The organism is Pontixanthobacter aquaemixtae (genome assembly GCF_009827395.1).
In the GTDB taxonomy this organism is placed as follows: Bacteria; Pseudomonadota; Alphaproteobacteria; order Sphingomonadales; family Sphingomonadaceae; genus Pontixanthobacter; species Pontixanthobacter aquaemixtae.
The window spans coordinates 1219454-1240128 of the sequence record NZ_WTYX01000001.1 but is presented as its reverse complement, the minus strand read 5'-3'; the positions used below and the strand labels follow the sequence as shown (position 1 = coordinate 1240128).

The following is a 20675-nucleotide window of genomic DNA, read 5'->3' as shown; positions in this document are numbered from 1 at the left end:
TCAGAATCGTTTTGACACCGGTTTCCTTTTTCGTCAAAGTCATGCTTTAGGGTGAGTTTCTTGAAGGGGTGGAGTTAATGAATTCCGAAGCGGGTGAAATTGCACATGCGTTTGTTGACGCCCGTCAATCGTGGAAGCCAATCAGCAACTATCCCGGTAGCCCCCCAGTCGATCTAGCCAGTGCTTACAGCATTCAGGATAAAGCTATTTCGATCTGGAATCGGCCGATCGGTGGCTGGAAAGTCGGGAAGATTAACGTTCCCGCCAGCGACAGTCTCGGCGCCAACCGGCTAATTGGCCCGGTTTTCGAAGACGCTATCCAGCGCGAGAATAACGAAGGCAATGTTTTCCGGATTTTCGAGGGTGGATTTGCGGCGGTCGAAGCAGAATTTATGCTCCGTCTTGACCCAAAGGATGCCGCGCTGCCACGCGACCGCGACGAAGCGATGGATTGGGTGGACGAAGTCTGCATCGGGATAGAAGTAGCCTCATCGCCCTATGCCAAAATTAACCAGGATGGTCCCTGCGTGACGGTTTCCGATCATGGCAACAATGCCGGCCTTCTGATTGGAAAGCGCGTAGACCGGACAGTCTGGGACACGCTTGATGATGTCGATATCTCTCTCGACATTGATGGCCGCGAAGTGGGCAAGGCGACAACATCAACCATGCTGGATGGTCCATTCGGAGCTGTGTGTTTCCTGCTTCGCAACCTCGCGCAGCGCGGGATCAAGCCGCAAGCCGGTTGGTGGATTTCCAGCGGAGCAATCACCGGTGTCCACGAAATCGCTGCTGGCGCAATCGCCTTGGCGCGGTTCAAGGATATCGGCGAAATAGCCACGCGTGTGGAAACGGACCCGACCCGATTGCGTTAGCCAACCCCACGGCGTTGTTGACCACACAATAATCGCTTTTGCTACTCGTGCCGCTTGGCGCTAAAGACCTCTCGCATATGCGAAGCCTTTCTCTCCTTTTGCTTGCGGCGCTGGCTCTGTCTTCCTGCAAGGCAGCGGATGGCGAATCCGATCGCCCGGAATCGGCGCTCGATTTTCCCCGTCCTGACCGGCCCGTGTCGGATCTTGGTTCCAATGCCTTTTCGACCGAGACCGCGCGCGATGCCAAAGGAGAGGCCGAAACAGTAATGGATCTCGCGGAGATTGAACTAGGCACTACCGTCGCGGATATCGGTGCAGGTGAAGGATATTACACTGTCCGTCTGGCCAAGCGCGTTGGTGCGGATGGCCGGGTTTTGGCGCAAGACATCGATGAAGAAGCGCTGGAGCGGCTGGGCAATCGGGTCGAGAAAGAGCGGCTCGACAATGTTTCGATCAAGCTGGGGGCGGGTGATGATCCGCGTCTGCCGGAGAAAAGCTTCGACCGGATCTTCATGGTGCATATGTATCATGAAGTTCAGGAGCCCTATGCCTTCCTTTGGCGACTATGGTCGGCGCTCAATGAAGGCGGGCAGGTCATTGTTGTGGATGTAGATCGCCCAACGGACCAGCATGGCATCGACCCGCTGCTTCTGTCCTGCGAATTCAGGCAGGTGGGGTTCGAATTGGTGGCCTTCAAAGATGCGCCCGAATTGGCCGGGTACTATGCACAGTTCAAGGCAGCCGCTACGAGGCCTGAACCGAAAGATATAAAACCATGCCGCGGACCCGGGTCAAAGCCGGCGGGCGGGGCGGGCAACGCTGAAAAGTAAGCCGAATTTCAAGGAACTGATGAGTAATGGCATTTAAGGGGTTGAGCCCGATTAATTATGGCGGACGTGAAGTCTGGCCATTGATTGAGGGCGGCAAAGGCGTTTCTGCGACGAATCATACGAGTTCGGGAGCCTGGGCTGCTGCAGGCGGGATCGGCACTGTCAGCGCGGTCAATGCCGATAGCACCGACGAGAATGGCGAGATCATCCCGCAGGTCTATCCGCAGCGGACCCGCAGAGAGCGCCACGAGCAATTGATCCAATACGGCATCGACGGCGGTATCGAGCAAGTCAAGAAAGCTTATGATATTGCTGGCGGCAAAGGCGCGATCAATATCAATGTCCTATGGGAAATGGGCGGTGCGCAAGAGATTCTCGAAGGTATTCTAGAGAAAACCCAAGGGTTGGTGACAGGTGTCACTTGCGGCGCAGGCATGCCTTACAAGCTGGCGGAAATCGCCGCGCGGTATAATGTCCACTACCTGCCCATCATCAGCTCCGCGCGTGCATTCCGCGCGCTATGGAAGAGGAGCTATTCCAAGGTTCCCGATCTGATGGCGGCGGTGGTTTATGAAGACCCATGGCTTGCAGGAGGCCATAACGGCCTTTCCAACGCAGAAAACCCGCGCGAACCGCAAGACCCCTATCCACGGGTCAAGGATTTGCGCGACACTATGCGTAAAGAGGGTGTTTCTGAAGAGACCGCCATCGTTATGGCGGGCGGCGTCTGGTTTCTGCGCGAGTGGGAAAACTGGATCGACAATCCCGAACTTGGCAAAATCTGTTTCCAGTTTGGTACGCGCCCGCTTCTGACTCAGGAAAGCCCGATCCCGCAAGGATGGAAGGACATGCTTCGCACGGTCGAGCCAGGACAAGTGTTGCTGCACAAGTTCTCGCCCACGGGGTTTTATTCCTCTGCGGTGAAGAATCCTTTCCTGAATGACCTGGTGCATCGCAGCGAACGGCAAATTGCGTTCAGCAAGACCGAGGCAGGCGATCACACGGCGCAGCTCGACTTCGGCGTAAGAGGCAAGAATTTCTGGGTAACACCGCATGATTGGGGCGTTGCCAAAGCGTGGTTTGCAGAGGGCTACACCGAAGCTCTCAAAACGCCCGACAACACTCTCGTGTTCGTCACCCCCGAAAGCCGCGATACGATCCGCAAGGACCAGGCCGATTGTATGGGCTGCCTGTCACATTGCGGGTTCTCTTCGTGGAAAGACCATGATGACTACACAACCGGGCGCCTGGCTGACCCGCGTAGTTTCTGCATTCAAAAGACATTGCAGGATATTGCGCATGGCGGAGATACGGATGACAATCTCGCCTTTGCCGGACATTCGGCCTATCGTTTCAAGCAGGACCCATTCTATTCCAACAACTTCACGCCCACAGTGAAGGAATTGGTCGACCGGATTTTGACCGGGGATTGATGCGTTATTGTCCGACGTGAAGCCTCCTGCATTTCCCTATTTGGCTAGGGAAGCATTTGCGATCCCAAAGCTGATAGCCGGACGCATCAGGCCGGTCTTGCAATCTGGAACTGTTGGGCATGGCGAACCCGTGCTGGTTATTCCCGGCCTCATGTCGGGCGATGGTTCCACAAGCTTCCTCAGGCGTTCGCTCGATGCGGCAGGATTTGTCTCGTCGGGTTTGGGCGGCGGTTATAACGCTCGCGTGACGCAGGAAAGCCTTGCCATGGTTGAACGGCAATTGGACCGTGTAGCGTCGGCATCGCGGCAACCGGTCATGGTCGTCGGATGGAGCCTTGGCGGGCTCTATGCACGCGCATTGGCGCATCGCCATCCGGAAAAGATCAGCCTTGTTGTGACCTTGGGCACTCCGTTTTCCGGCGATCGGCATGCCAACAATGCCTGGCGGGTCTACGAGTTTGTCAATGATCACACGGTGGAAAATCCGCCCTTCAAAGAAGACCTTTCGATAAAGCCACCCGTGCACACAATCGCGGTTTGGTCTCCAGTCGATGGCGTGATCGCACCCGAATGCGCATGCGGACAGAGCGATGAATCAGACGAGCAAGTGGAACTGCCTGTCACGCATTTGGAAATGGGCAGCTCGCGCCGCGCAGTTGGCGGAATTATCGATATACTGGCTCGACGAAGCGCGGGAACAGGCTGACCGCGCCTAGGCGACGCGGTCGCCATCTTTGTCCGACATCATAGAGGGTTCGGGCGATCTCGCATTGTCCGTTATCCAGAGCACCTCTTTGTCGAGAAGGTTGGTCAGTTCGGTAATCAGCAGCATGGCGGGGGCGAGTTCCTTGCGTTCCGCTTTGCTTAATTGCTGCCAGTTATCCACCCAATCGGCCGCCTTTCTCCTGAAATCGAACAGCGTTGTACCGGCCGGGACATACTGGCGGAGCTGATCACGCAAAGAGGTAGCTTTGGCGATGATGGATTGGCCTTCCTCCACTGCAATGCGTCCGTTTTTCACCCGGCGCAGAACCCTGCAGCTATAGGCTCCGCAGACAGAGGGACGATCGCCATAAATCGTGCAACAAGCGCCCGAAAGCGCGTGGCACGGAGAGAGAAACCCGGTCTCTCCATTGCCAATTTCGTCGATCTTCCATCCGCGGCCCTCCGCCTTGGCTATTTCTTCCGGCTTCAGCGGAATGTGCGAATAAAGCGTACCTTCGCAGCACATCCCGCAGGAAAGGCAAATGTCGGAGAGTTCCTGCGATGTGACGGGTTTGTCCGCCGTCACACCAAGGCGTCCAGTACTTGATCGGGCGGGCGGTGGCCGTCAGCCCAAAAGCGGATATTGGCGATTACTTTCTCGCCAGAGGCTTCGCGGCCTTCAGCGGTGGCGCTTCCAATATGCGGCAGAGTCATCACGTTTGGATGGGCGAGAAGGCGCGCGTCAACATTGGGCTCGTCAGGGTAAACATCGAGGCCCGCGCCCGACAATTTGCCGCTCTCCAGCGCAGCAATGAGCGCCTCCTGATCCACCAGATCGCCGCGCGCCGTATTGATCAAGCAAGCCCCGTCCTTCATCAGCGCAAAACGGCCTTCATCGTAAAACCCGATTGTCCGCTCTGTTGCCGGACAATGCAGTGAAACAATGTCTGACGCGGCAATCAGGCTGTCTTCATGCTCGTGAAATTCAGCGCCCAGCATCGTTTCGATTGCCAGGGGCAGGCGGTGTCTGTTGTGATAGGCGATCTTGAGGCCGAAAGCGCGCGCGCGATGCGCCACCGCTTGGCCGATCCGGCCCATTCCGATGATCCCCAGCGTCTTTCCGCCCAACTGGCGCCCTAGCATCCGCGACGGTGCCCAGCCGGTCCATTTGCCCTTGCGGACCAGCGAAACGCCTTCGCGAACGCGGCGCGGTACGCCGATGATCATCGAAAGCGTCAGGTCCGCCGTGTCATCGGTGAACACGCCAGGGGTATTGGTGACCATAATACCGCGGTCGCGCGCGGCGTTGAGGTCAATATGATCCGTCCCTGCGCCGAAGTTTGCGATCAGGCCAAGACGGTCGCCCGCCTGCGCGATCATCTCCTTGTCGATAGTATCAGTGACCGTGGGAACGAGTACGTCCGAATTCTGCATCGCATCGACAAGCTGCGCGCGCGAAAGCGGGACATCGCCGGTGTTGAGCGTGGTGTCGTAAAGCTCGGCCATTCTTGCTTCGACAGAGGGCATCAGATGCCGGGTGACAATCACCTTTGGCATTCCAGTGACACGGCGCGTGGTTTTGTCGTTGCTTTCAGCCATGGGTAGGGCGCTAGGGCGCAACGCGGCCATGCGTCAAGCGTCAAGCGATGAGTCTTGAAGCATCGCCACTTAAAGCGTTAGAATAATCGGATGCTCATCCGGATTCTTTTCGCGATTCTTGTCACCGCGACGTCGTTCACATTGCCCGCTCATGCGCAGAAGCGCGAAGTGCCCTATTGGGCGACGATCAACACCGAAGAGCTCAATATGAGAGTCGGCCCCAGCCGCGAATACCGGATCGACTGGGTGTATAAGCGCAAAGGCTTGCCGATTAAGGTTGTCCGCGTGGTTGATGGCTGGCGATTGATCGAAGATTCCGAAGGTACAACCGGCTGGGTGAGCCAAGGATTGCTAAGCGCAAAACGCGGGGCCTTGGTGATCGGAGAAGGGCTTGCGGCTATGCGTGAAAAGCCCGCTGACAATAGCAAGCTGAAGTGGAATGCAGAGCCCGGAGTGGTGGGCGTGCTCGGGACGTGTTCCGCCGGATGGTGCGAATTTGACGTTGGCGGCCGCGAAGGCTGGGTCGCACAAGACCGACTTTGGGGCGCGGGGAAACCGTGAGACGCATCTACAGAGAATGCACTGCAGCCAGGATGAAGTTCCGCACGTTTGTATTGTGACGGAAATTGGGTTGCGAAACCCTCTCGCCGTTCCATCGCCGCTGACGAAGTAAGCGATTTAGCCAGCCGCACAATTACCTGCGATTGTTCTTCTATCCTGCGGACAAGGGCGTTTTTTTTAACACCGAAGTTCGATTCTCAAGATTGCGCTTCCCAATTTCTATAATCCTTGCGTCAATCGCTCGAGCCTGATTGCCGCTTGCTGATGCCCGAAGTGTGAGAAAGATACCAAGGCCAAGTAAACCGGCACCTAACACACCCAATAGGGGACCGAGCTCATGCCCCTCGCTCAGCGCGGCTAAAGCGAACATCAGGCCGAGTGCTCCCAGAGTGATCGTTGTCACGCTCAAACAGCCAGCTTTGACTGCTGTACCACGTGCTGAGTCGAAATTGCTCCGACGCATCCAACGTTTGTCGGTCGAATAGTTCTCGTAGAGCAGCGGATAGCACAGATCGTCGTCAGTTCTCCCAACGTAAAAAATACCGACCTCGTGTCCTTCTCTGACGCTAAATTTGTTTCCGTACAGGTCCACTTCGTATTCTTTGCCATCTTCGGTGCGCTTGACGAAAAATCGATTTCGCTCCGTGGTTGACGTTGACGTGGTAGTGTATCCGCTCGTGGTATAACCAGTCGAGTCAGTGAAGCCCGGCCTTGTAGTAGTGCTAAAGCTCGTTTCCGACCAAGTGCTCGCTCCTTCTACGGTTCCTATCACCGTAAAGAAATTCAGTTCGTCAATCGTACTTACGACCTTTTGCATTCCATCCCCCCCTTGATCCCAATGCGATAATAAGAATCGAAGCCTAATTGTCCACTTACTGGTACATCAGGCCATCTCAACCGCAATCGCAGTTGCTTCACCGCCGCCGATGCACAGGCTGGCCACGCCGCGTTTCTTGCCCTGCTGTTTCAGCGCGTTGAGCAAAGTCACGATAATGCGCGTTCCGCTTGCCCCGATAGGATGGCCAAGCGCGGTCCCGCCACCGTTTACGTTGATCTTTTCATGCGGGATGCCGATGTCGCGCATCGCGAACATGGCGACACATGCGAAGGCTTCATTCACTTCCCACAGATCAACGTCATCGGTTGACCAGCCGGCTTGCTCAAGAACCGAATTGATCGCACCGATTGGCGCAATCGTGAATTCGGATGGTTCCTGCGCATGGGCAGCGGTGGCGACAATCGTTGCTACCGCTTTCTGGCCGTTTTCTTCGGCGAGGCTTTTGCGCGTGAGAACAACCGCAGCCGCGCCGTCTGAGATCGAGCTTGATGTCGCGGCCGTAATCGTCCCGTCTTTGGCAAATGCCGGGCGGAGCGTTGGTATCTTGTCGGGATTGCCGCGGCCGGGGGCTTCGTCAGTATCGACCACCGTGTCACCGCGCCGGGTCGAAATCGTCACCGGAACAACTTCATCCGCAAAAGCGCCGCTTTCAATTGCGGCATTTGCCCGGCGGAGCGATTCGATAGAGTAATCGTCCATCTCTTCGCGGGTCAGTTGATATTCGTTGGCAGTATCTTGCGCAAAAGTGCCCATTGCGCGGCCTTCTTCATATGCATCCTCCAAACCGTCGAGGAACATATGGTCATAGGCTGTATCATGCCCGATGCGCGCTCCCGAGCGGTGCTTTTTCAGCAGATAGGGCGCGTTGGTCATGCTCTCCATGCCGCCTGCGATAACCGTACCCACAGTCCCCGATGCCAGCGCTTCCGAGCCCATAATCACCGTCTGCATGCCCGATCCGCAAACCTTGTTGACCGTGGTGGCTTGCACCGATTTTGGCAGACCGGCCTTCAGCGCTGCCTGGCGGGCCGGGGCCTGGCCGAGGCCTGCGGGCAGGACGCAGCCCATATAGATTCGGTCTACCTTATCTCCGGAAACTCCAGCGCGTTCGACCGCTGCTTTTACCGCCGTTGCGCCCAGCTCGGTCGCAGTTGCATCGGACAAAACGCCCTGCATGCTGCCCATCGGGGTCCGTGCATAGGAAAGGATTACGATCGGGTCGGCAGCGGAGAATTGGGTCATTGGGTTCTTTCCAGTTCAAAGTGAAATTTCCCCTGACCTAATGTTGCAGCGCACCAAAATCAATCGACATAGCTATGCGGGAAACGCGCCAAGCCTATTCTCCGCTTGTCAATGTGCTGACTCTCGTGAAAAATGGGTGGCAATTCGATACCAATGGGAGAGACATAATGGCCGCCGATAAAAACGCCGAAATGGAAACAATCCTGAAGCTCCAGCGCGATGCCTTTGTCGCCGCGCGCCCTGAAGCGCTCGATCGGCGCCGGGACAGGATCAAGCGGGCAATCGCATTGCTCAAGGATCACAGCGAAGTTTTGTGTCAGGCAATGAATGAGGATTTCGGTAATCGCAGCGTCGATCAGTCGATGATCACCGATATCGTCAGTTCGGTGAATTTCGGAAAATATTGCCTCAAACATATGGGCGCTTGGTCAAAGCCGGAAAAACGGAAAGTAACGTTCCCGCTTGGCTTGCTGGGTGCAAAGGCCGAGGTTCGCTATGAACCCAAGGGCGTTGTCGGCATCATGAGCCCGTGGAATTTTCCCGTGCAGCTGACTTTCAACCCGCTGATGCAGATTCTGGCTGCGGGCAATCGGGCGATGGTCAAACCGTCCGAATTTACCGAAGCGACTTCTGCGCTGATGGACAAATTGGTCAGCGAATATTTCGAGCAGGATGAAGTGGCGGTGATCACCGGCAGCCCGGAAGTGGCGCAGGCGTTTTCATCGTTGCAATTCGACCATCTGCTGTTCACCGGCTCGACCGCGACCGGTCGCAAAGTGATGGAGGCAGCGGGCAAAAATCTCGTTCCCGTCACGCTGGAGCTGGGCGGGAAATCTCCGGTTATTCTGGGGCGCAGCGCAGATCTTGAGAAAGCAGGCGAGCGGATTGCGATGGGCAAGATGATGAACGCCGGACAGATATGTCTCGCGCCCGATTACATGATTGTGCCCGAAGAGAAGGAAGAGGCCGCGATTGCCGGTGTCCAGCTGGGCGTTCACAATCAATATCCGACTTTGCTCGATAATGATGATTACGCCTCCGTCGTGACGGACCGCCATTTTGACCGGTTGCAAGGGCTGGTCGCAGACGCAAAAGAGAAGGGCGCGGAAGTCATCGAGGTCAATCCGGCGGAAGAGGATTTCTCGAATTCCAATTCCCGCAAAATGCCGCTGACCATTCTGCGCAACGTCAATGATGATATGCAAGCGATGCAGGAAGAGATTTTCGGCCCCGTCTTGCCGGTCAAGACCTACAAGGATGTCGACGAAGCGATCGACTATGTGAACCAGAATGACCGGCCCTTGGGATTATATTATTTTGGCCAGAGCACGGGCGAACAAGAGCGTGTTCTCCAAAAAACAATTTCTGGCGGTGTGACAGTGAACGATGTGATTTTCCATATCTCCATGGATGATCTGCCCTTTGGCGGGGTGGGACCATCGGGCATCGGTTCCTATCACGGGCCTGAAGGGTTCAAGGAATTCAGCCATGCACGTTCGGTCTATTCGCAGCCAAAAATGGACATTGCCAAAATTGCCGGTTTCAAACCGCCCTATGGTAAAGCCACGAAGAAGGCGATTGCTACGCAATTGAAGTGATGAGAACGCTCGCCTGTCTTGTCGCCGTACTAAGCGTATCGGCGTGCAATTACGTGCCGCCTGTGTCGCCAGGATCAGCCCGCGCGACTGCTGGATTTGTCGTTTCCGGCGATGCCGGCTGGCGCGCAGTTGATGAGGAAACAGGCACAATTTCCGATCTCGCCGGATTGAGATCGCTGGCCCGCGCATTTCCGGACAGTGCATCGGTGCGGTTGCGACTGCTGCGGCATTACGCGGAGACCGAAAACGCTGCTGGCGTGGTCAGAGAGGCATTGTGGCTCGCCGACCGTGGCTATTCTTTCAGCGATGCGGGACGCGCGCAAATTCTGAACATGGCGGGCGAAACCGCGATTGCGGCCAATTTGGCAGCGGCGCTGAAAAGCAATGCTAAGCCGATAGAGCGGAGCGAGGTTGCGGCAACCGTTCCTGAAACAGCCAAGCTAGTGGAGGGCATCGCGATCGATCCCGCAAATGGCAGAATGGTCGTTTCGACGGTGGTTTCACGCATGATCTTCGGGATCGATGATGATGGCACTTGGACGGGCGCGCCATTGCCCAATGCCAACAGCCTGAGCGGCATCGCCATTGATCCTGAAACACGCACATTGTGGGTGGCATCAGCCGATCTGGGCATGTCGGGCGCAGAAGCCGGGACAATGGCGAAGGGTCTTTTCCGGTTCGGTATCAATCAGAATACCAGCCCGACGAGCATTGAATTGGTGTCTGGCGGAAACCCTTCAGACATCCACCTTGCGGGCGGCGGTAAGGTCTATGCAAGCAATCCGCTTGGCGGGGAAATTTATCTTGCTGCGCCCGGCCAGAGCCAGTTGGAAAAGATTGTCGGGCAAGACAAACGGCAATTCCGGTCGCCACAGGGTCTTGCGACAAGCGCCGATGGCACCAAACTATATGTAAGCGATTATCGCTACGGCATTGCGATTGTCGATCTGCACAGCGGCAAGATCTCCCGGCTGGTTGCGCAAAAGCCCGTGATTCTTGACGGAATCGACGGATTGTGGCGCGCCGGGAACCGCCTGATCGGTATACAGAACGGGATGAACCCGATGCGCATCGTTGCGATTGACCTTTCCGATGATGGAAAATCCGCGACAAATTTGACAGTCCTTGAGCAGGCGCATTCCGCGTGGACGGAACCCCTTGGCGGTACAATCCGCGATGGCGCATTGTATTATGTCGCAACCGGTCAGTGGGATCGCTTCGAAGAGGGCGGGGTGCCAATTGAAGGCAAGCCATCCATAGCAACACAGGTCCGGCGTTTGCCGCTCTAGGGCCGGCTTGCATATAATGCACCGATTTTCGCTCATTTTACACGCCTCACCCCCTTGCGAAGCGTGGGGCAGGGGACTAGGGCGCGCCTAAGCTTTACTAACAGTCGGGTGTGTCCCCTTGTTCGACCCTTTACAGTATCTTCCGATCCTGATCTTTCTGTTCATTGCAGTGGGATTGTCAGCTCTGTTCGTGTTCCTACCAATGGGCGTTTCGCGGCTGACCGGCGCGCACAGCCCGAATGCGGAGAAGAACAGCGAATATGAATGCGGCTTTCCTGCATTTGAAGACCCGCGCGCGCCATTTGATGTGCGATTCTATATGGTTGCGATCCTGTTCATCATTTTTGACCTTGAAGCCGCGTTCCTGTTCCCTTGGGCGGTCAGCCTTGATCTGACCGGCTGGCCAGGCTGGATAACGATGATGGTATTCCTGTTCGAACTGATTGTCGGCTTTGCCTATGCCTGGAAAGTAGGAGCTTTGGAGTGGGAATGACCAATCAAGCCGCACCTACCGCCGCGCAAAGTTCGCTTTTGCCCACTGCGAAAGCGGGCGAGATTCGTCAGCCTGACGCGGATTATTTCAACGCGCTGCAGACCGAGGTGAATGACAAGGGCTTCCTTGTCACCAGCACCGAGGATTTGTTTGAATGGGCGCGAACGGGCTCGCTGTGGTGGATGACTTTCGGCCTCGCATGCTGCGCTGTGGAGATGATCCACGCCAATATGCCGCGCTATGATATGGAGCGGTTTGGCGCCGCGCCGCGCGCATCACCGCGCCAGTCCGACGTGATGGTGGTTGCCGGAACGCTGTGCAACAAAATGGCCCCGGCACTGCGCAAAGTGTACGATCAGATGTCCAATCCGAAATATGTGATTTCGATGGGCAGCTGCGCCAATGGCGGTGGCTATTACCACTATAGCTACAGCGTGGTCCGCGGCTGTGACCGGATTGTTCCGGTTGATATCTATATTCCCGGCTGCCCGCCGACTGCAGAAGCGCTGCTCTATGGCGTGATGCAATTGCAGCGCAAGATCCGCCGCACCGGGACGATAGAGCGTTAATATGACTGTTCTTCACTCGGCCCCCAGATATGCCAGCAATGACGGCGTCAAAGACACGTTGGCAAAGGCGATTGGCGCTTCCCTGATCAGCGCGGATGAAGCGCATGGAGAGATTGTTCTCACCGTATCGCGCGACAGCATCGAAGATGTGCTGCGGATGTTGCGCGATGATCATTCCTACCAGCAGCTGATGGAAATCGCCGGTGTTGACTTCCCCGAGCGCGCAGAGCGTTTCGAAGTCGTGTATATGCTGCTGTCGCTGACCAAGAACCACCGTGTGACGGTGAAGGTTTCGACTGATGAGAATAATGCAGTTCCAACGGTCACAACCCTGTGGCCCAATGCCGGCTGGCTCGAGCGCGAAGTGTTCGACCTTTATGGCGTGCTGTTTGACGGCAACACCGATTTGCGCCGCATTCTGACCGATTACGGTTTCGAAGGGCACCCGTTCCGCAAGGATTTCCCGCTCACCGGTTATACCGAGCTGCGCTATTCCGAAGAGGAAAAGCGGGTTGTGTACGAGCCCGTCGAACTCGCGCAGGATCTGCGGCAGTTTGATTTCATGAGCCCGTGGGAAGGCGCAGAATATGTGCTTCCCGGCGACGAGAAGGCCGATACGCCTCCTGTCGACGAACCAAAAACGACGGAAAGCCCCAAGCAAACCGGCGCGGGCAAGAAGGCGGACAAGAAGGCCGCAAAACCATCGGGAGGTGATGCATGAGCATGCAGCTCGAAGAATCGCTGACCACTGACGGCGAAGTCATCTCCAACTACACGATCAATTTCGGTCCCCAGCACCCTGCGGCGCACGGCGTTTTGCGGATGGTGATGGAACTGGATGGTGAAATCGTCGAGCGGATCGATCCGCATGTCGGATTGCTTCATCGCGGCACCGAAAAGCTGATCGAGCATAAGACCTATCTGCAAGCGCTGCCCTATTTCGACCGGCTCGACTATTGCAGCCCGCTGGCGCAGGAGCATTCCTACGTTCTCGCAATCGAGAAGCTGCTTAATCTCGAAGTGCCGGAACGTGGGCAATATCTGCGTGTTTTGTTCGCCGAACTTACCCGGATCTGCAACCACATGCTCAATATCGGCGCGCATGTGATGGATGTGGGCGCGATGACCCCGAACCTATGGGTCTTCGATCTGCGTGAGGATTGCCTCAACTTCTTCGAACGCGCATCGGGCGCACGGATGCACAGCGCGTGGTTCCGCCCGGGCGGGGTTCATCAGGATGTGCCGCTGAAGCTGCTGACCGATATCGGCGATTGGGTGGATACGCGTCTGCCCGAATTGTTCGGCGATGCGATGAGCCTGGTGATGGACAACCGCATCTTCAAACAGCGCAATGTCGATATTGCGCATGTCAGCAAGGAAGACGCGATCGCGTGGGGCTTCTCCGGCCCGATGATCCGCGCCGCGGGCATTCCGTGGGACCTGCGCAAATCGCAGCCCTATGATGTTTATGACCGGATGGAGTTTGATATTCCGGTGGGCACCAATTCGGATTGCTATGACCGGTTCATGGTGCGCGTGAAGGAAGTGTACGAAAGCGCGAAGATCATCAAACAATGCCTCGCAGAAATGCCCGAAGGCCCGATCTGCTCAGACGACCGCAAAGTTTCCCCGCCAAAACGCGGCGAGATGAAGCAGTCAATGGAAGCGCTGATCCACCACTTCAAACTCTACACAGAAGGCTTCCACGTTCCGGCAGGCGAAGTCTATGTCGCGACCGAAAGCCCCAAAGGCGAATTCGGCGTCTATTTGGTGAGCGATGGCAGCAACAAACCCTATCGCTGCAAAATCCGCCCGACGGCGTTCAGTCACCTTCAAGCGATGGATATGATGAGCAAAGGCCATATGCTGCCCGACGCAACCGCGATTCTCGGCGCAATCGATGTCGTATTCGGGGAGTGTGACCGCTAATGGCTAACCGTCACATCGCACCCGATACGCCTGAACTGCGCGAGCGCTGGGGCTCTTTCGAATGGACGAAAGAGAACAAGGCGAAGGCGGATTGGCATATTGCCAAATACCCCGAAGGCCGCGCGAAATCGGCGACTATGCCGCTGCTCGATCTGGCGCAGCGTCAGGTTGGCGCGGAAACCGATACGCAAGGCTGGCTGCCGCTGCCGGTGATCGAATATGTCGCCGCCTATATCGATGTGCCGGTTATCCGCGTGCTCGAAGTCGCGACATTCTATTTCATGTATAACCTTGTTCCGGTTGGGAAATATCACGTGCAAGTATGCGGCACCACGCCCTGCATGCTGCGCGGATCGGACGATATCATTGCCGCTTGCAAGAAGCGCGGGATGGCAAAGGGCGAAGTCTCCGAAGACGGTCTTTGGACGCTGACCGAAGTCGAATGTATGGGCAATTGTGCAACAGCGCCGATGGTCCAGATCAACGACGCCAATTACGAAGATTTGACCGTTGAGCGGCTCGATGCGGTACTTGACGCGCTGACCAAGGGCGAGGAGCCCAAGGAAGGCACGCAAGAGCCAGGGCGCCATACCTCCGAACCATCGGGCGGTCCGACCACGCTGAAAGACATGGTCGATGCCAATCACGATTACCGGAAGGAATGGTGATGGGCTTTGACTGGGTCACTCTTGCTATCGCTCTCGGCCTCGCATTTGTTGCGTGGAAGGTCATCAAGGGCATGGTGAAATTCGCTGCCATCGCCGCAATTCTGTGCGGCGGTTTGTACATCTATTCGCAGGGCTATCTATCATGAGCCTGCACGACGTTATTTGTGAGGCGCTCGCATATGCTCGCTGACAAAGACCGCATCTTTACCAATCTCTACGGTTTTCAGGACTGGGGCCTGAAAGCTGCGCAGGCGCGCGGCGATTGGGATAAGACCAAAGATCTGATTGCCAAGGGGCAGGATGCGATCATCGAAGAGATCAAATCATCGGGTCTGCGCGGACGCGGCGGGGCTGGCTTCCCGACCGGCCTGAAATGGTCTTTCATGCCCAAGGAGAGCGCGGATGGCCGGCCGAGCTTTCTGGTCATCAATGCCGACGAATCCGAGCCGGGTTCGTGCAAGGACCGCGAGATTATCCGCCATGATCCGCACAAGCTGATCGAAGGCGCGCTGGTCGCCGGTTTCGCCATGCGCGCACGCGCGGCCTATATCTACATTCGCGGCGAATATATCCGCGAGGCTGAAGTGCTACAGAAAGCGATCGACGAGGCGAATGCCGCCGGTCTGATCGGCAAGAATGCCAGCGGTTCCGGCTATGATTTCGATGTCTTCATGCATCGCGGCGCGGGCGCCTATATCTGCGGCGAAGAAACCGCGATGATCGAGAGCCTGGAAGGCAAGAAGGGTCAGCCACGCCTCAAGCCTCCATTCCCGGCAGGGGCGGGCCTTTATGGCTGCCCAACCACGGTCAACAATGTTGAATCAATCGCGGTTGTCCCGACCATTCTGCGCCGCGGCGCAAGCTGGTTTGCCGGTTTCGGCAACGAAGGCAATCACGGCACCAAGCTGTTCCAGATCAGCGGCCATGTCGAAAAGCCATGCGTCGTGGAAGAGGAAATGAGCATTCCTTTCCGCGAGCTGATTGAAAAACATTGCGGAGGCATCACCGGCGGATGGGACAATCTGCTGGCGGTCATTCCGGGCGGTTCCTCTGTGCCATTGGTTCCTGCCAAAGACATTATCGACGCACCGATGGATTTTGACGGGTTGAAAGCTGTCGGATCGGGTCTTGGTACAGCCGCGGTTATTGTCATGGACAAGAGCACCGACATTGTTCGCGCGATCAGCCGGATCAGCTATTTCTACAAGCACGAAAGCTGCGGCCAATGCACGCCCTGCCGCGAAGGCACAGGCTGGATGTGGCGCATGATGGAGCGCCTGCGCACCGGCGATGCGACAATCGAAGAAATCGATATGCTTCAGCAAGTTACCAAGCAGGTCGAAGGCCACACCATCTGCGCACTCGGCGATGCGGCAGCCTGGCCGATCCAGGGCCTGATCCGCCATTTCCGTCCAGAGCTGGAGCGCAGGATCGAAGAGCACAATGCGAAATTTGCGGAGGCAGCGGAATGAGGCGAGGGGATTACATCGCGGATCTAGAACGCAAAATTGCCTGGTGTGATGGTGCTCATAGCCGGAATTCCTCGAGTACGGCAGCTATTGCAGCCATTTTAGGGCTGGGCGCATTTGTCGTTGGCACATTTGGCGGATTCGGTGGCGAAGAGTGGGGATGGCCCATAGCCGTCCTCGGTATGGTTGGACTGGTCTTTGGGCGAATTATTGGCGGCCTTTTGGATATCAATTCCAGCTTGCTGAATATGTATCGCGATCAACTCATAAATTATCGGGAGACTTTGGACGATGCCTAAAGTCACCGTAGACGGCCAAGAACTAGACGTTCCAGACGGCGCGACTGTTCTTCAGGCTTGCGAGCTTGCGGGGAAGGAAATCCCGCGTTTCTGTTATCACGAGCGGCTGAGCATTGCCGGCAATTGCCGCATGTGCCTAGTCGAAGTGAAGCCGGGGCCGCCAAAGCCGCAGGCGAGCTGTGCGTTGCCCGCTACCGAAGGGCAGGAAATCCGCACCGATAGCGAAATGGTGAAAACCGCGCGCGAAGGGGTGATGGAATTCCTGCTGATCAACCATCCGCTCGATTGCCCGATTTGCGATCAGGGCGGCGAATGCGATTTGCAGGACCAGTCGGTGGCCTATGGCCGCGGCGCAACGCGCTACACCGCGAATAAACGCGCTGTGACCGAGAAATATATGGGTCCGCTGATCAAGACGGTGATGACCCGCTGCATCCACTGCACCCGCTGCGTGCGTTTCTCCGAAGAGATTGCGGGCGTGGACGAGATCGGCGCGCTTTACCGCGGCGAAGATATGCAAATCACCACATATCTGGAGCAGGCGGCCCAGCACGAGCTTTCGGCCAATGTGATTGACTTGTGCCCCGTCGGCGCGCTTACCTCGCGGCCCTACGCTTTCGAGGCGCGGCCTTGGGAGCTGAAGAAAACGCTCAGCATCGATGTGTCCGATGCGATGGGGGCGAATATCCGTCTCGACAGCCGTGGCCGCGAAGTCATGCGCGCGCTGCCTCGCATCAACGACGATGTGAATGAGGAATGGTTGTCTGACAAAGGCCGTTACCAAGTCGATGGTCTGACCAAGCGCCGCCTCGACAAAGTGTTCATGCGCAAGCGCGGAAAGCTGACCGAGGCGAGCTGGGACGAGGCGTTCAAAGCCATTGCCAAAGCCAAGCCGGGCAAGAAGATTGCCGCAGTTGCCGGCGATATGGTCGATTGCGAGACCATGTTTGCGGCCAAGTCGCTGCTCGGCGCGATGGGCAGCAAGCTGCTCGAAGGGCGTCAGACCGGCATGGATTATGACGTATCGAACCTCGCAGCGGTGAATTTCAACACGACATTTGCCGGTATTGAGCGGGCGGACGCGATCCTGATCGTGGGCAGCCATGTTCGCTGGGAAGCGGCGCTGCTCAATGCGCGTATTCGAAAGGCTGTGAAGAACGGCGCGCAAGTGTTTGTCGTCGGGCCTGAATGGGAAACGACCTATCCGGCGACGTTCCTGGGCGAAGACCTTTCGGTTGTGTCCAAGCTGCCCAAAGCCGCTGCTGATGCGTTCAAAGGGGCAGAGCGCCCCGCGATGATCATGGGCGGCGCTGCCTTGGCAAAAGGCGCGCTGGCAGGTGGTCTCGCCTTTGCGAGCAAGTACAAGCTCGTGAAGAAGGACTGGAACGGCTTCAACGTGCTGCATTTCTCCGCCGCGCGGATGGGCGGATTAATGCTCGGCTATGCGCAGAAGAACGGCATGGCAGATATCGCCAAGGCAAAGCCCAAAGTGGTGCTTTCGCTGGGCGCGGATGAAATGGACTTTGAGCCATTTGCCGATGCGCTGAAAGTCTATATCGGCCACCATGGCGACAAAGGCGCGCACGCGGCGGATATTATCCTGCCGGCAGCGTCCTACGCCGAAAAGGACGGAACCTACGTCAATAGCGAAGGCCGCGTTCAATTTGCCGAAAAGGCCGTGTTTGCCCCGGGCGATGCGCGCGAGGATTGGACAATTCTGCGCGCGCTGGCGGATGCGCTGGGCGTTGAAGTTGGGTTTGACACATTTGACCAGTTGCAAAGCGCGATGATCAAGGCTGTGCCAGCGCTGGGTGAAGAAGGTTTGGCCAATTACGGCGATCTTCCGAAAGCAGACAGCAAAGCCAAGGCCGAAGGCGTAATCGATGCCTATCCGATCAAGGATTTCTACCTGACCAACCCCATCGCCCGTGCGAGCGCGGTGATGCAGCAATGTTCGGCAGAACTGCTCCACGGCGAAGAAATGCGGGAGGCGGCAGAGTGATGGAATATTCAAATCTGATGCGAAATGCCGCCCGAATTCTATTCTGGCTTGCCATTGTCATCGTTCTTGTCAGTCTTGTTTCTCCATTTCTGATGATCTTGAACTTTGGGCCGATGTCATCTGCGGGAGGCGGATTCCAGATGACCGCGGTGTTGGTAGGTATTTTGGGTGGAATTACATCCGCTGTGCCAGCATTCGTGGGAGCCGCCATTGTCTGGAGGCTCGACATCTGGCTTTTCGAGCGGGGAGATAAGGAATGACCGAATTCTTCCAATCTCTCGGCATGAATTACGAGTGGGCGTGGTTTGTCGCTACGCTTGCCGGTGTGCTGCTGATTGCGCTGCCGCTGATGCTGGCAGTGGCGATGATCATCTATGTTGACCGCAAGGTTTGGGCGGCGATCAATTTGCGGCGCGGGCCCAATGTGGTTGGTCCGTTCGGCTTGCTGCAAAGTTTTGCCGATGGTCTGAAAGTGTTCCTGCAGGAAACGATCATCCCCAGCGCCTCCAACAAGGGGCTGTTCCTGCTCGCACCGATTATCACCTTCACCGTGGCACTGCTCGCCTGGGCGGTGGTGCCTTTCAGCGCGAAGATGGTGCTGGCGGATATCAATGTCGGCCTGCTCTATATCCTCGCGATCAGCTCGCTGGGTGTTTACGGCGTGGTGATCTCGGGCTGGGCGTCCAATTCCAAATATCCGTTCTATTCGGCGATGCGCGCCGCGGCGCAGATGATCTCTTATGAAGTTTCGATCGGCTTCATTCTGGTCTGCGTGGTGCTGTTCGCCGGCACTTTCAATCTGAACGCCATTATCGAGGCGCAGCGCGGTTTCGGCCTGGGCGTGATCAATGCCTATGTCGTGCATCCGCTGCTGTTCCCGATGTGGGTGATGTTCTTTATCTCCAGCCTCGCAGAGACAGCGCGCGTGCCGTTCGACCTGACCGAGGCAGAGAGCGAACTCGTCGCTGGTTATCAGACCGAATACAGCTCGATGAGCTTCGCGCTGTTCTGGCTTGGCGAATATGCCAACATCCTGCTGATGTGCATGCTCAATGCGATCCTGTTCTTCGGCGGATGGCTGCCCCCGATTGATTGGGAGCCGCTATATATGGTGCCCGGCATCGTGTGGATCCTGCTCAAGACGTTTTTCTTCTTCTTCATGTTCAGCTGGGTCATGGCGACTGTACCACGCTACCGTTATGACCAGTTGATGCGGCTTGGCTGGAAAGTATTCCTGCCGTTGAGCCTGCTCTTCATCTTCCTGATTTCGGGATATCTTATGCTGACGAGGTATGCGGTATGAGCTTGCTGGCGATCCTCGCTGCCTTAGCGACCACTAGTGGCCATTCGACAACCTATGATTGTCAGGCTGAGAAGCAGCTCGTCCTAATGAGCGACAAGGGTGAATGGAATTACTCGGCTAGTGACGTAGACAAAGACAGTCGCGACACCTTCCGATGGACGTTTGTTGCAACCCGCGCCGCTAATGGCGCAATCACAGTGTCGCACGATCCGGGAATTCTGGATGCCGTCGGCGTAGGGGGCGATTACCCGGCGATGTCACTTGCTCCGGGTCAGTTCGCGTTCTCGACCAACAAGTCGGAGAATTGCCTCTTCACAGAGCTTGGATGCGGAGCACTTGTCGAGATATCGGACATCGACAAGCGCAAGGCTTCCTTTTCACTGACGCCTATGGGCTCGGTAATAATGGAAGATGAGCGGCGCGAGATTCTTCAACTCATCATGCTCGGCACCTGCAAGAAATCCGAGAGCAAACAATGAGCACCCTCACACACCTCATCAAGAGCTTCACCCTTTGGGAGTTCGTCAAGGCGCATATGCTGACCTTGAAGTATTTCTTCAAACCGAAGTCGACGATCAACTATCCGTTCGAGAAGAACCCGCTGAGCCCGCGTTTTCGCGGTGAGCATGCTTTGCGGCGCTATCCCAACGGAGAAGAGCGCTGCATCGCGTGCAAGCTGTGCGAAGCGGTGTGTCCGGCGCAGGCAATCACGATCGAATCCGAACCGCGCGAAGACGGCAGCCGCCGCACCACGCGTTACGATATCGATATGACGAAGTGTATCTATTGCGGTTTCTGTCAGGAGGCGTGCCCGGTTGATGCCATCGTTGAGGGACCAAACTTCGAATATGCGACCGAAACGCGCGAAGAATTGCTCTATGACAAGGCGAAATTGCTGGCGAACGGGGACAAGTGGGAGCGCGCGATTGCCGCAAACCTTGAAGCCGATGCGCCGTATAGATAGGGGCCGCGC

24 protein-coding genes are annotated in these 20675 nt (G+C 56.7%); 20 read left to right on the top strand and 4 right to left on the bottom strand.

The features are described 5' to 3' along the window. Positions 1–77: 77 nt before the first annotated feature. The 4 genes from GRI41_RS06000 (at position 78) to GRI41_RS05985 (ending at position 3844) form a co-directional block, all read left to right on the top strand. Positions 78–875: a 2-keto-4-pentenoate hydratase gene (locus tag GRI41_RS06000; RefSeq protein ID WP_160603836.1), complete on the top strand. Its 798-nt coding sequence runs from the start codon at positions 78–80 to the stop codon at positions 873–875. 77 nt (positions 876–952) lie between these two features. Next, positions 953–1705: a class I SAM-dependent methyltransferase gene (locus tag GRI41_RS05995; RefSeq protein ID WP_160603835.1), complete on the top strand. Its 753-nt coding sequence runs from the start codon at positions 953–955 to the stop codon at positions 1703–1705. A gap of 26 nt (positions 1706–1731) precedes the next feature. Then, positions 1732–3138, top strand: a complete 1407-nt coding sequence (locus GRI41_RS05990; RefSeq protein ID WP_160603834.1) for an NAD(P)H-dependent flavin oxidoreductase — start codon at positions 1732–1734, stop codon at positions 3136–3138. A 97-nt stretch (positions 3139–3235) separates the two neighbouring features. Then, complete coding sequence (locus GRI41_RS05985; protein ID WP_160603833.1) at positions 3236–3844, top strand: esterase/lipase family protein; 609 nt, start codon at positions 3236–3238, stop codon at positions 3842–3844. Positions 3845–3850: 6 nt separating this feature from the next. Here the strand turns inward: GRI41_RS05985 and GRI41_RS05980 are convergent, their stop codons facing one another. Both GRI41_RS05980 and GRI41_RS05975 read right to left on the bottom strand, forming a co-directional pair. Next, positions 3851–4429 carry a YkgJ family cysteine cluster protein gene (locus tag GRI41_RS05980; RefSeq protein ID WP_160603832.1) on the bottom strand — a complete coding sequence of 193 codons (579 nt, stop codon included), beginning with the start codon at positions 4427–4429 and terminating at the stop codon, positions 3851–3853. Continuing rightward, positions 4426–5442 (bottom strand): 2-hydroxyacid dehydrogenase, encoded by a 1017-nt coding sequence (locus tag GRI41_RS05975; RefSeq protein WP_160603831.1) that lies wholly within the window; start codon positions 5440–5442, stop codon positions 4426–4428. The genes GRI41_RS05980 and GRI41_RS05975 overlap by 4 nt, the downstream gene beginning before the upstream one ends. Before the next feature lie 90 nt (positions 5443–5532). Here GRI41_RS05975 and GRI41_RS05970 point away from each other — a divergent pair, with 90 nt between their 5' ends. Further along, a complete protein-coding gene (locus GRI41_RS05970; protein WP_160603830.1) occupies positions 5533–6003 on the top strand; it encodes an SH3 domain-containing protein in 471 nt (156 codons plus the stop codon). A gap of 151 nt (positions 6004–6154) precedes the next feature. Here GRI41_RS05970 and GRI41_RS05965 read toward each other — a convergent pair whose 3' ends face one another. Both GRI41_RS05965 and GRI41_RS05960 read right to left on the bottom strand, forming a co-directional pair. Further along, positions 6155–6820: a hypothetical protein gene (locus tag GRI41_RS05965; RefSeq protein WP_160603829.1), complete on the bottom strand. Its 666-nt coding sequence runs from the start codon at positions 6818–6820 to the stop codon at positions 6155–6157. A gap of 66 nt (positions 6821–6886) precedes the next feature. Beyond that, positions 6887–8083: an acetyl-CoA C-acyltransferase gene (locus GRI41_RS05960; protein ID WP_160603828.1), complete on the bottom strand. Its 1197-nt coding sequence runs from the start codon at positions 8081–8083 to the stop codon at positions 6887–6889. Positions 8084–8250: 167 nt separating this feature from the next. Here GRI41_RS05960 and GRI41_RS05955 point away from each other — a divergent pair, with 167 nt between their 5' ends. From GRI41_RS05955 to nuoI, 15 genes are all read left to right on the top strand, one after another. Further along, complete coding sequence (locus GRI41_RS05955) at positions 8251–9681, top strand: coniferyl aldehyde dehydrogenase (RefSeq protein WP_160603827.1); 1431 nt, start codon at positions 8251–8253, stop codon at positions 9679–9681. Beyond that, a complete protein-coding gene (locus tag GRI41_RS05950) occupies positions 9681–10970 on the top strand; it encodes an SMP-30/gluconolactonase/LRE family protein (RefSeq protein WP_160603826.1) in 1290 nt (429 codons plus the stop codon). Before GRI41_RS05955 ends, GRI41_RS05950 begins: the two co-directional genes overlap by 1 nt. 118 nt (positions 10971–11088) lie before the next feature. Next, entirely contained in the window at positions 11089–11463 is a 375-nt protein-coding gene (gene ndhC / locus GRI41_RS05945; RefSeq protein WP_160603825.1) for an NADH-quinone oxidoreductase subunit A, read from the top strand. Then, positions 11460–12032, top strand: a complete 573-nt coding sequence (locus tag GRI41_RS05940) for a NuoB/complex I 20 kDa subunit family protein (protein ID WP_235901060.1) — start codon at positions 11460–11462, stop codon at positions 12030–12032. Before ndhC ends, GRI41_RS05940 begins: the two co-directional genes overlap by 4 nt. A 1-nt stretch (position 12033) precedes the next feature. Further along, positions 12034–12753 (top strand): NADH-quinone oxidoreductase subunit C, encoded by a 720-nt coding sequence (locus tag GRI41_RS05935; RefSeq protein WP_160603824.1) that lies wholly within the window; start codon positions 12034–12036, stop codon positions 12751–12753. Further along, the gene (locus GRI41_RS05930) at positions 12750–13961 is read left to right on the top strand and encodes an NADH-quinone oxidoreductase subunit D (protein ID WP_160603823.1); all 1212 of its coding nucleotides are present in this window, start codon (positions 12750–12752) and stop codon (positions 13959–13961) included. Before GRI41_RS05935 ends, GRI41_RS05930 begins: the two co-directional genes overlap by 4 nt. Beyond that, positions 13961–14629 carry a complex I 24 kDa subunit family protein gene (locus GRI41_RS05925; protein WP_160603822.1) on the top strand — a complete coding sequence of 223 codons (669 nt, stop codon included), beginning with the start codon at positions 13961–13963 and terminating at the stop codon, positions 14627–14629. The genes GRI41_RS05930 and GRI41_RS05925 overlap by 1 nt, the downstream gene beginning before the upstream one ends. Beyond that, positions 14629–14775: a hypothetical protein gene (locus GRI41_RS05920; RefSeq protein ID WP_160603821.1), complete on the top strand. Its 147-nt coding sequence runs from the start codon at positions 14629–14631 to the stop codon at positions 14773–14775. The genes GRI41_RS05925 and GRI41_RS05920 overlap by 1 nt, the downstream gene beginning before the upstream one ends. Before the next feature lie 33 nt (positions 14776–14808). Then, on the top strand, positions 14809–16101 hold the full coding sequence (nuoF, locus tag GRI41_RS05915) for an NADH-quinone oxidoreductase subunit NuoF (RefSeq protein WP_160603820.1): 1293 nt from the start codon (positions 14809–14811) through the stop codon (positions 16099–16101). Beyond that, positions 16098–16397, top strand: coding sequence for a hypothetical protein (locus tag GRI41_RS05910; RefSeq protein ID WP_160603819.1), 300 nt, complete (start codon positions 16098–16100; stop codon positions 16395–16397). Before nuoF ends, GRI41_RS05910 begins: the two co-directional genes overlap by 4 nt. Further along, a complete protein-coding gene (gene nuoG, locus GRI41_RS05905; RefSeq protein WP_160603818.1) occupies positions 16390–18399 on the top strand; it encodes an NADH-quinone oxidoreductase subunit NuoG in 2010 nt (669 codons plus the stop codon). Before GRI41_RS05910 ends, nuoG begins: the two co-directional genes overlap by 8 nt. Beyond that, on the top strand, positions 18396–18659 hold the full coding sequence (locus tag GRI41_RS05900; RefSeq protein ID WP_160603817.1) for a hypothetical protein: 264 nt from the start codon (positions 18396–18398) through the stop codon (positions 18657–18659). Before nuoG ends, GRI41_RS05900 begins: the two co-directional genes overlap by 4 nt. After that, positions 18656–19702 carry an NADH-quinone oxidoreductase subunit NuoH gene (gene nuoH / locus GRI41_RS05895; protein ID WP_160603816.1) on the top strand — a complete coding sequence of 349 codons (1047 nt, stop codon included), beginning with the start codon at positions 18656–18658 and terminating at the stop codon, positions 19700–19702. Before GRI41_RS05900 ends, nuoH begins: the two co-directional genes overlap by 4 nt. Continuing rightward, positions 19699–20181 (top strand): hypothetical protein, encoded by a 483-nt coding sequence (locus GRI41_RS05890; RefSeq protein WP_160603815.1) that lies wholly within the window; start codon positions 19699–19701, stop codon positions 20179–20181. Before nuoH ends, GRI41_RS05890 begins: the two co-directional genes overlap by 4 nt. Further along, on the top strand, positions 20178–20666 hold the full coding sequence (gene nuoI, locus GRI41_RS05885) for an NADH-quinone oxidoreductase subunit NuoI (RefSeq protein WP_160603814.1): 489 nt from the start codon (positions 20178–20180) through the stop codon (positions 20664–20666). Before GRI41_RS05890 ends, nuoI begins: the two co-directional genes overlap by 4 nt. Positions 20667–20675 lie beyond the last annotated feature (9 nt).

Bases quoted from the DNA above. Each gene is read 5' to 3' on its own strand.
- GRI41_RS06000 (WP_160603836.1), top strand. From the start codon at position 78: ATGAATTCCGAAGCGGGTGAAATTGCACATGCGTTTGTTGACGCCCGT.
- GRI41_RS05995 (WP_160603835.1), top strand. From the start codon at position 953: ATGCGAAGCCTTTCTCTCCTTTTGCTTGCGGCGCTGGCTCTGTCTTCC.
- GRI41_RS05990 (WP_160603834.1), top strand. From the start codon at position 1,732: ATGGCATTTAAGGGGTTGAGCCCGATTAATTATGGCGGACGTGAAGTC.
- GRI41_RS05975 (WP_160603831.1), bottom strand. From the start codon at position 5,442: ATGGCTGAAAGCAACGACAAAACCACGCGCCGTGTCACTGGAATGCCA.
- GRI41_RS05970 (WP_160603830.1), top strand. From the start codon at position 5,533: ATGCTCATCCGGATTCTTTTCGCGATTCTTGTCACCGCGACGTCGTTC.
- GRI41_RS05965 (WP_160603829.1), bottom strand. From the start codon at position 6,820: ATGCAAAAGGTCGTAAGTACGATTGACGAACTGAATTTCTTTACGGTG.
- GRI41_RS05960 (WP_160603828.1), bottom strand. From the start codon at position 8,083: ATGACCCAATTCTCCGCTGCCGACCCGATCGTAATCCTTTCCTATGCA.
- GRI41_RS05955 (WP_160603827.1), top strand. From the start codon at position 8,251: ATGGCCGCCGATAAAAACGCCGAAATGGAAACAATCCTGAAGCTCCAG.
- GRI41_RS05950 (WP_160603826.1), top strand. From the start codon at position 9,681: ATGAGAACGCTCGCCTGTCTTGTCGCCGTACTAAGCGTATCGGCGTGC.
- GRI41_RS05940 (WP_235901060.1), top strand. From the start codon at position 11,460: ATGACCAATCAAGCCGCACCTACCGCCGCGCAAAGTTCGCTTTTGCCC.
- GRI41_RS05935 (WP_160603824.1), top strand. From the start codon at position 12,034: ATGACTGTTCTTCACTCGGCCCCCAGATATGCCAGCAATGACGGCGTC.
- GRI41_RS05930 (WP_160603823.1), top strand. From the start codon at position 12,750: ATGAGCATGCAGCTCGAAGAATCGCTGACCACTGACGGCGAAGTCATC.
- GRI41_RS05925 (WP_160603822.1), top strand. From the start codon at position 13,961: ATGGCTAACCGTCACATCGCACCCGATACGCCTGAACTGCGCGAGCGC.
- GRI41_RS05920 (WP_160603821.1), top strand. From the start codon at position 14,629: ATGGGCTTTGACTGGGTCACTCTTGCTATCGCTCTCGGCCTCGCATTT.
- nuoF (WP_160603820.1), top strand. From the start codon at position 14,809: ATGCTCGCTGACAAAGACCGCATCTTTACCAATCTCTACGGTTTTCAG.
- GRI41_RS05910 (WP_160603819.1), top strand. From the start codon at position 16,098: ATGAGGCGAGGGGATTACATCGCGGATCTAGAACGCAAAATTGCCTGG.
- nuoG (WP_160603818.1), top strand. From the start codon at position 16,390: ATGCCTAAAGTCACCGTAGACGGCCAAGAACTAGACGTTCCAGACGGC.
- nuoH (WP_160603816.1), top strand. From the start codon at position 18,656: ATGACCGAATTCTTCCAATCTCTCGGCATGAATTACGAGTGGGCGTGG.
- GRI41_RS05890 (WP_160603815.1), top strand. From the start codon at position 19,699: ATGAGCTTGCTGGCGATCCTCGCTGCCTTAGCGACCACTAGTGGCCAT.
- nuoI (WP_160603814.1), top strand. From the start codon at position 20,178: ATGAGCACCCTCACACACCTCATCAAGAGCTTCACCCTTTGGGAGTTC.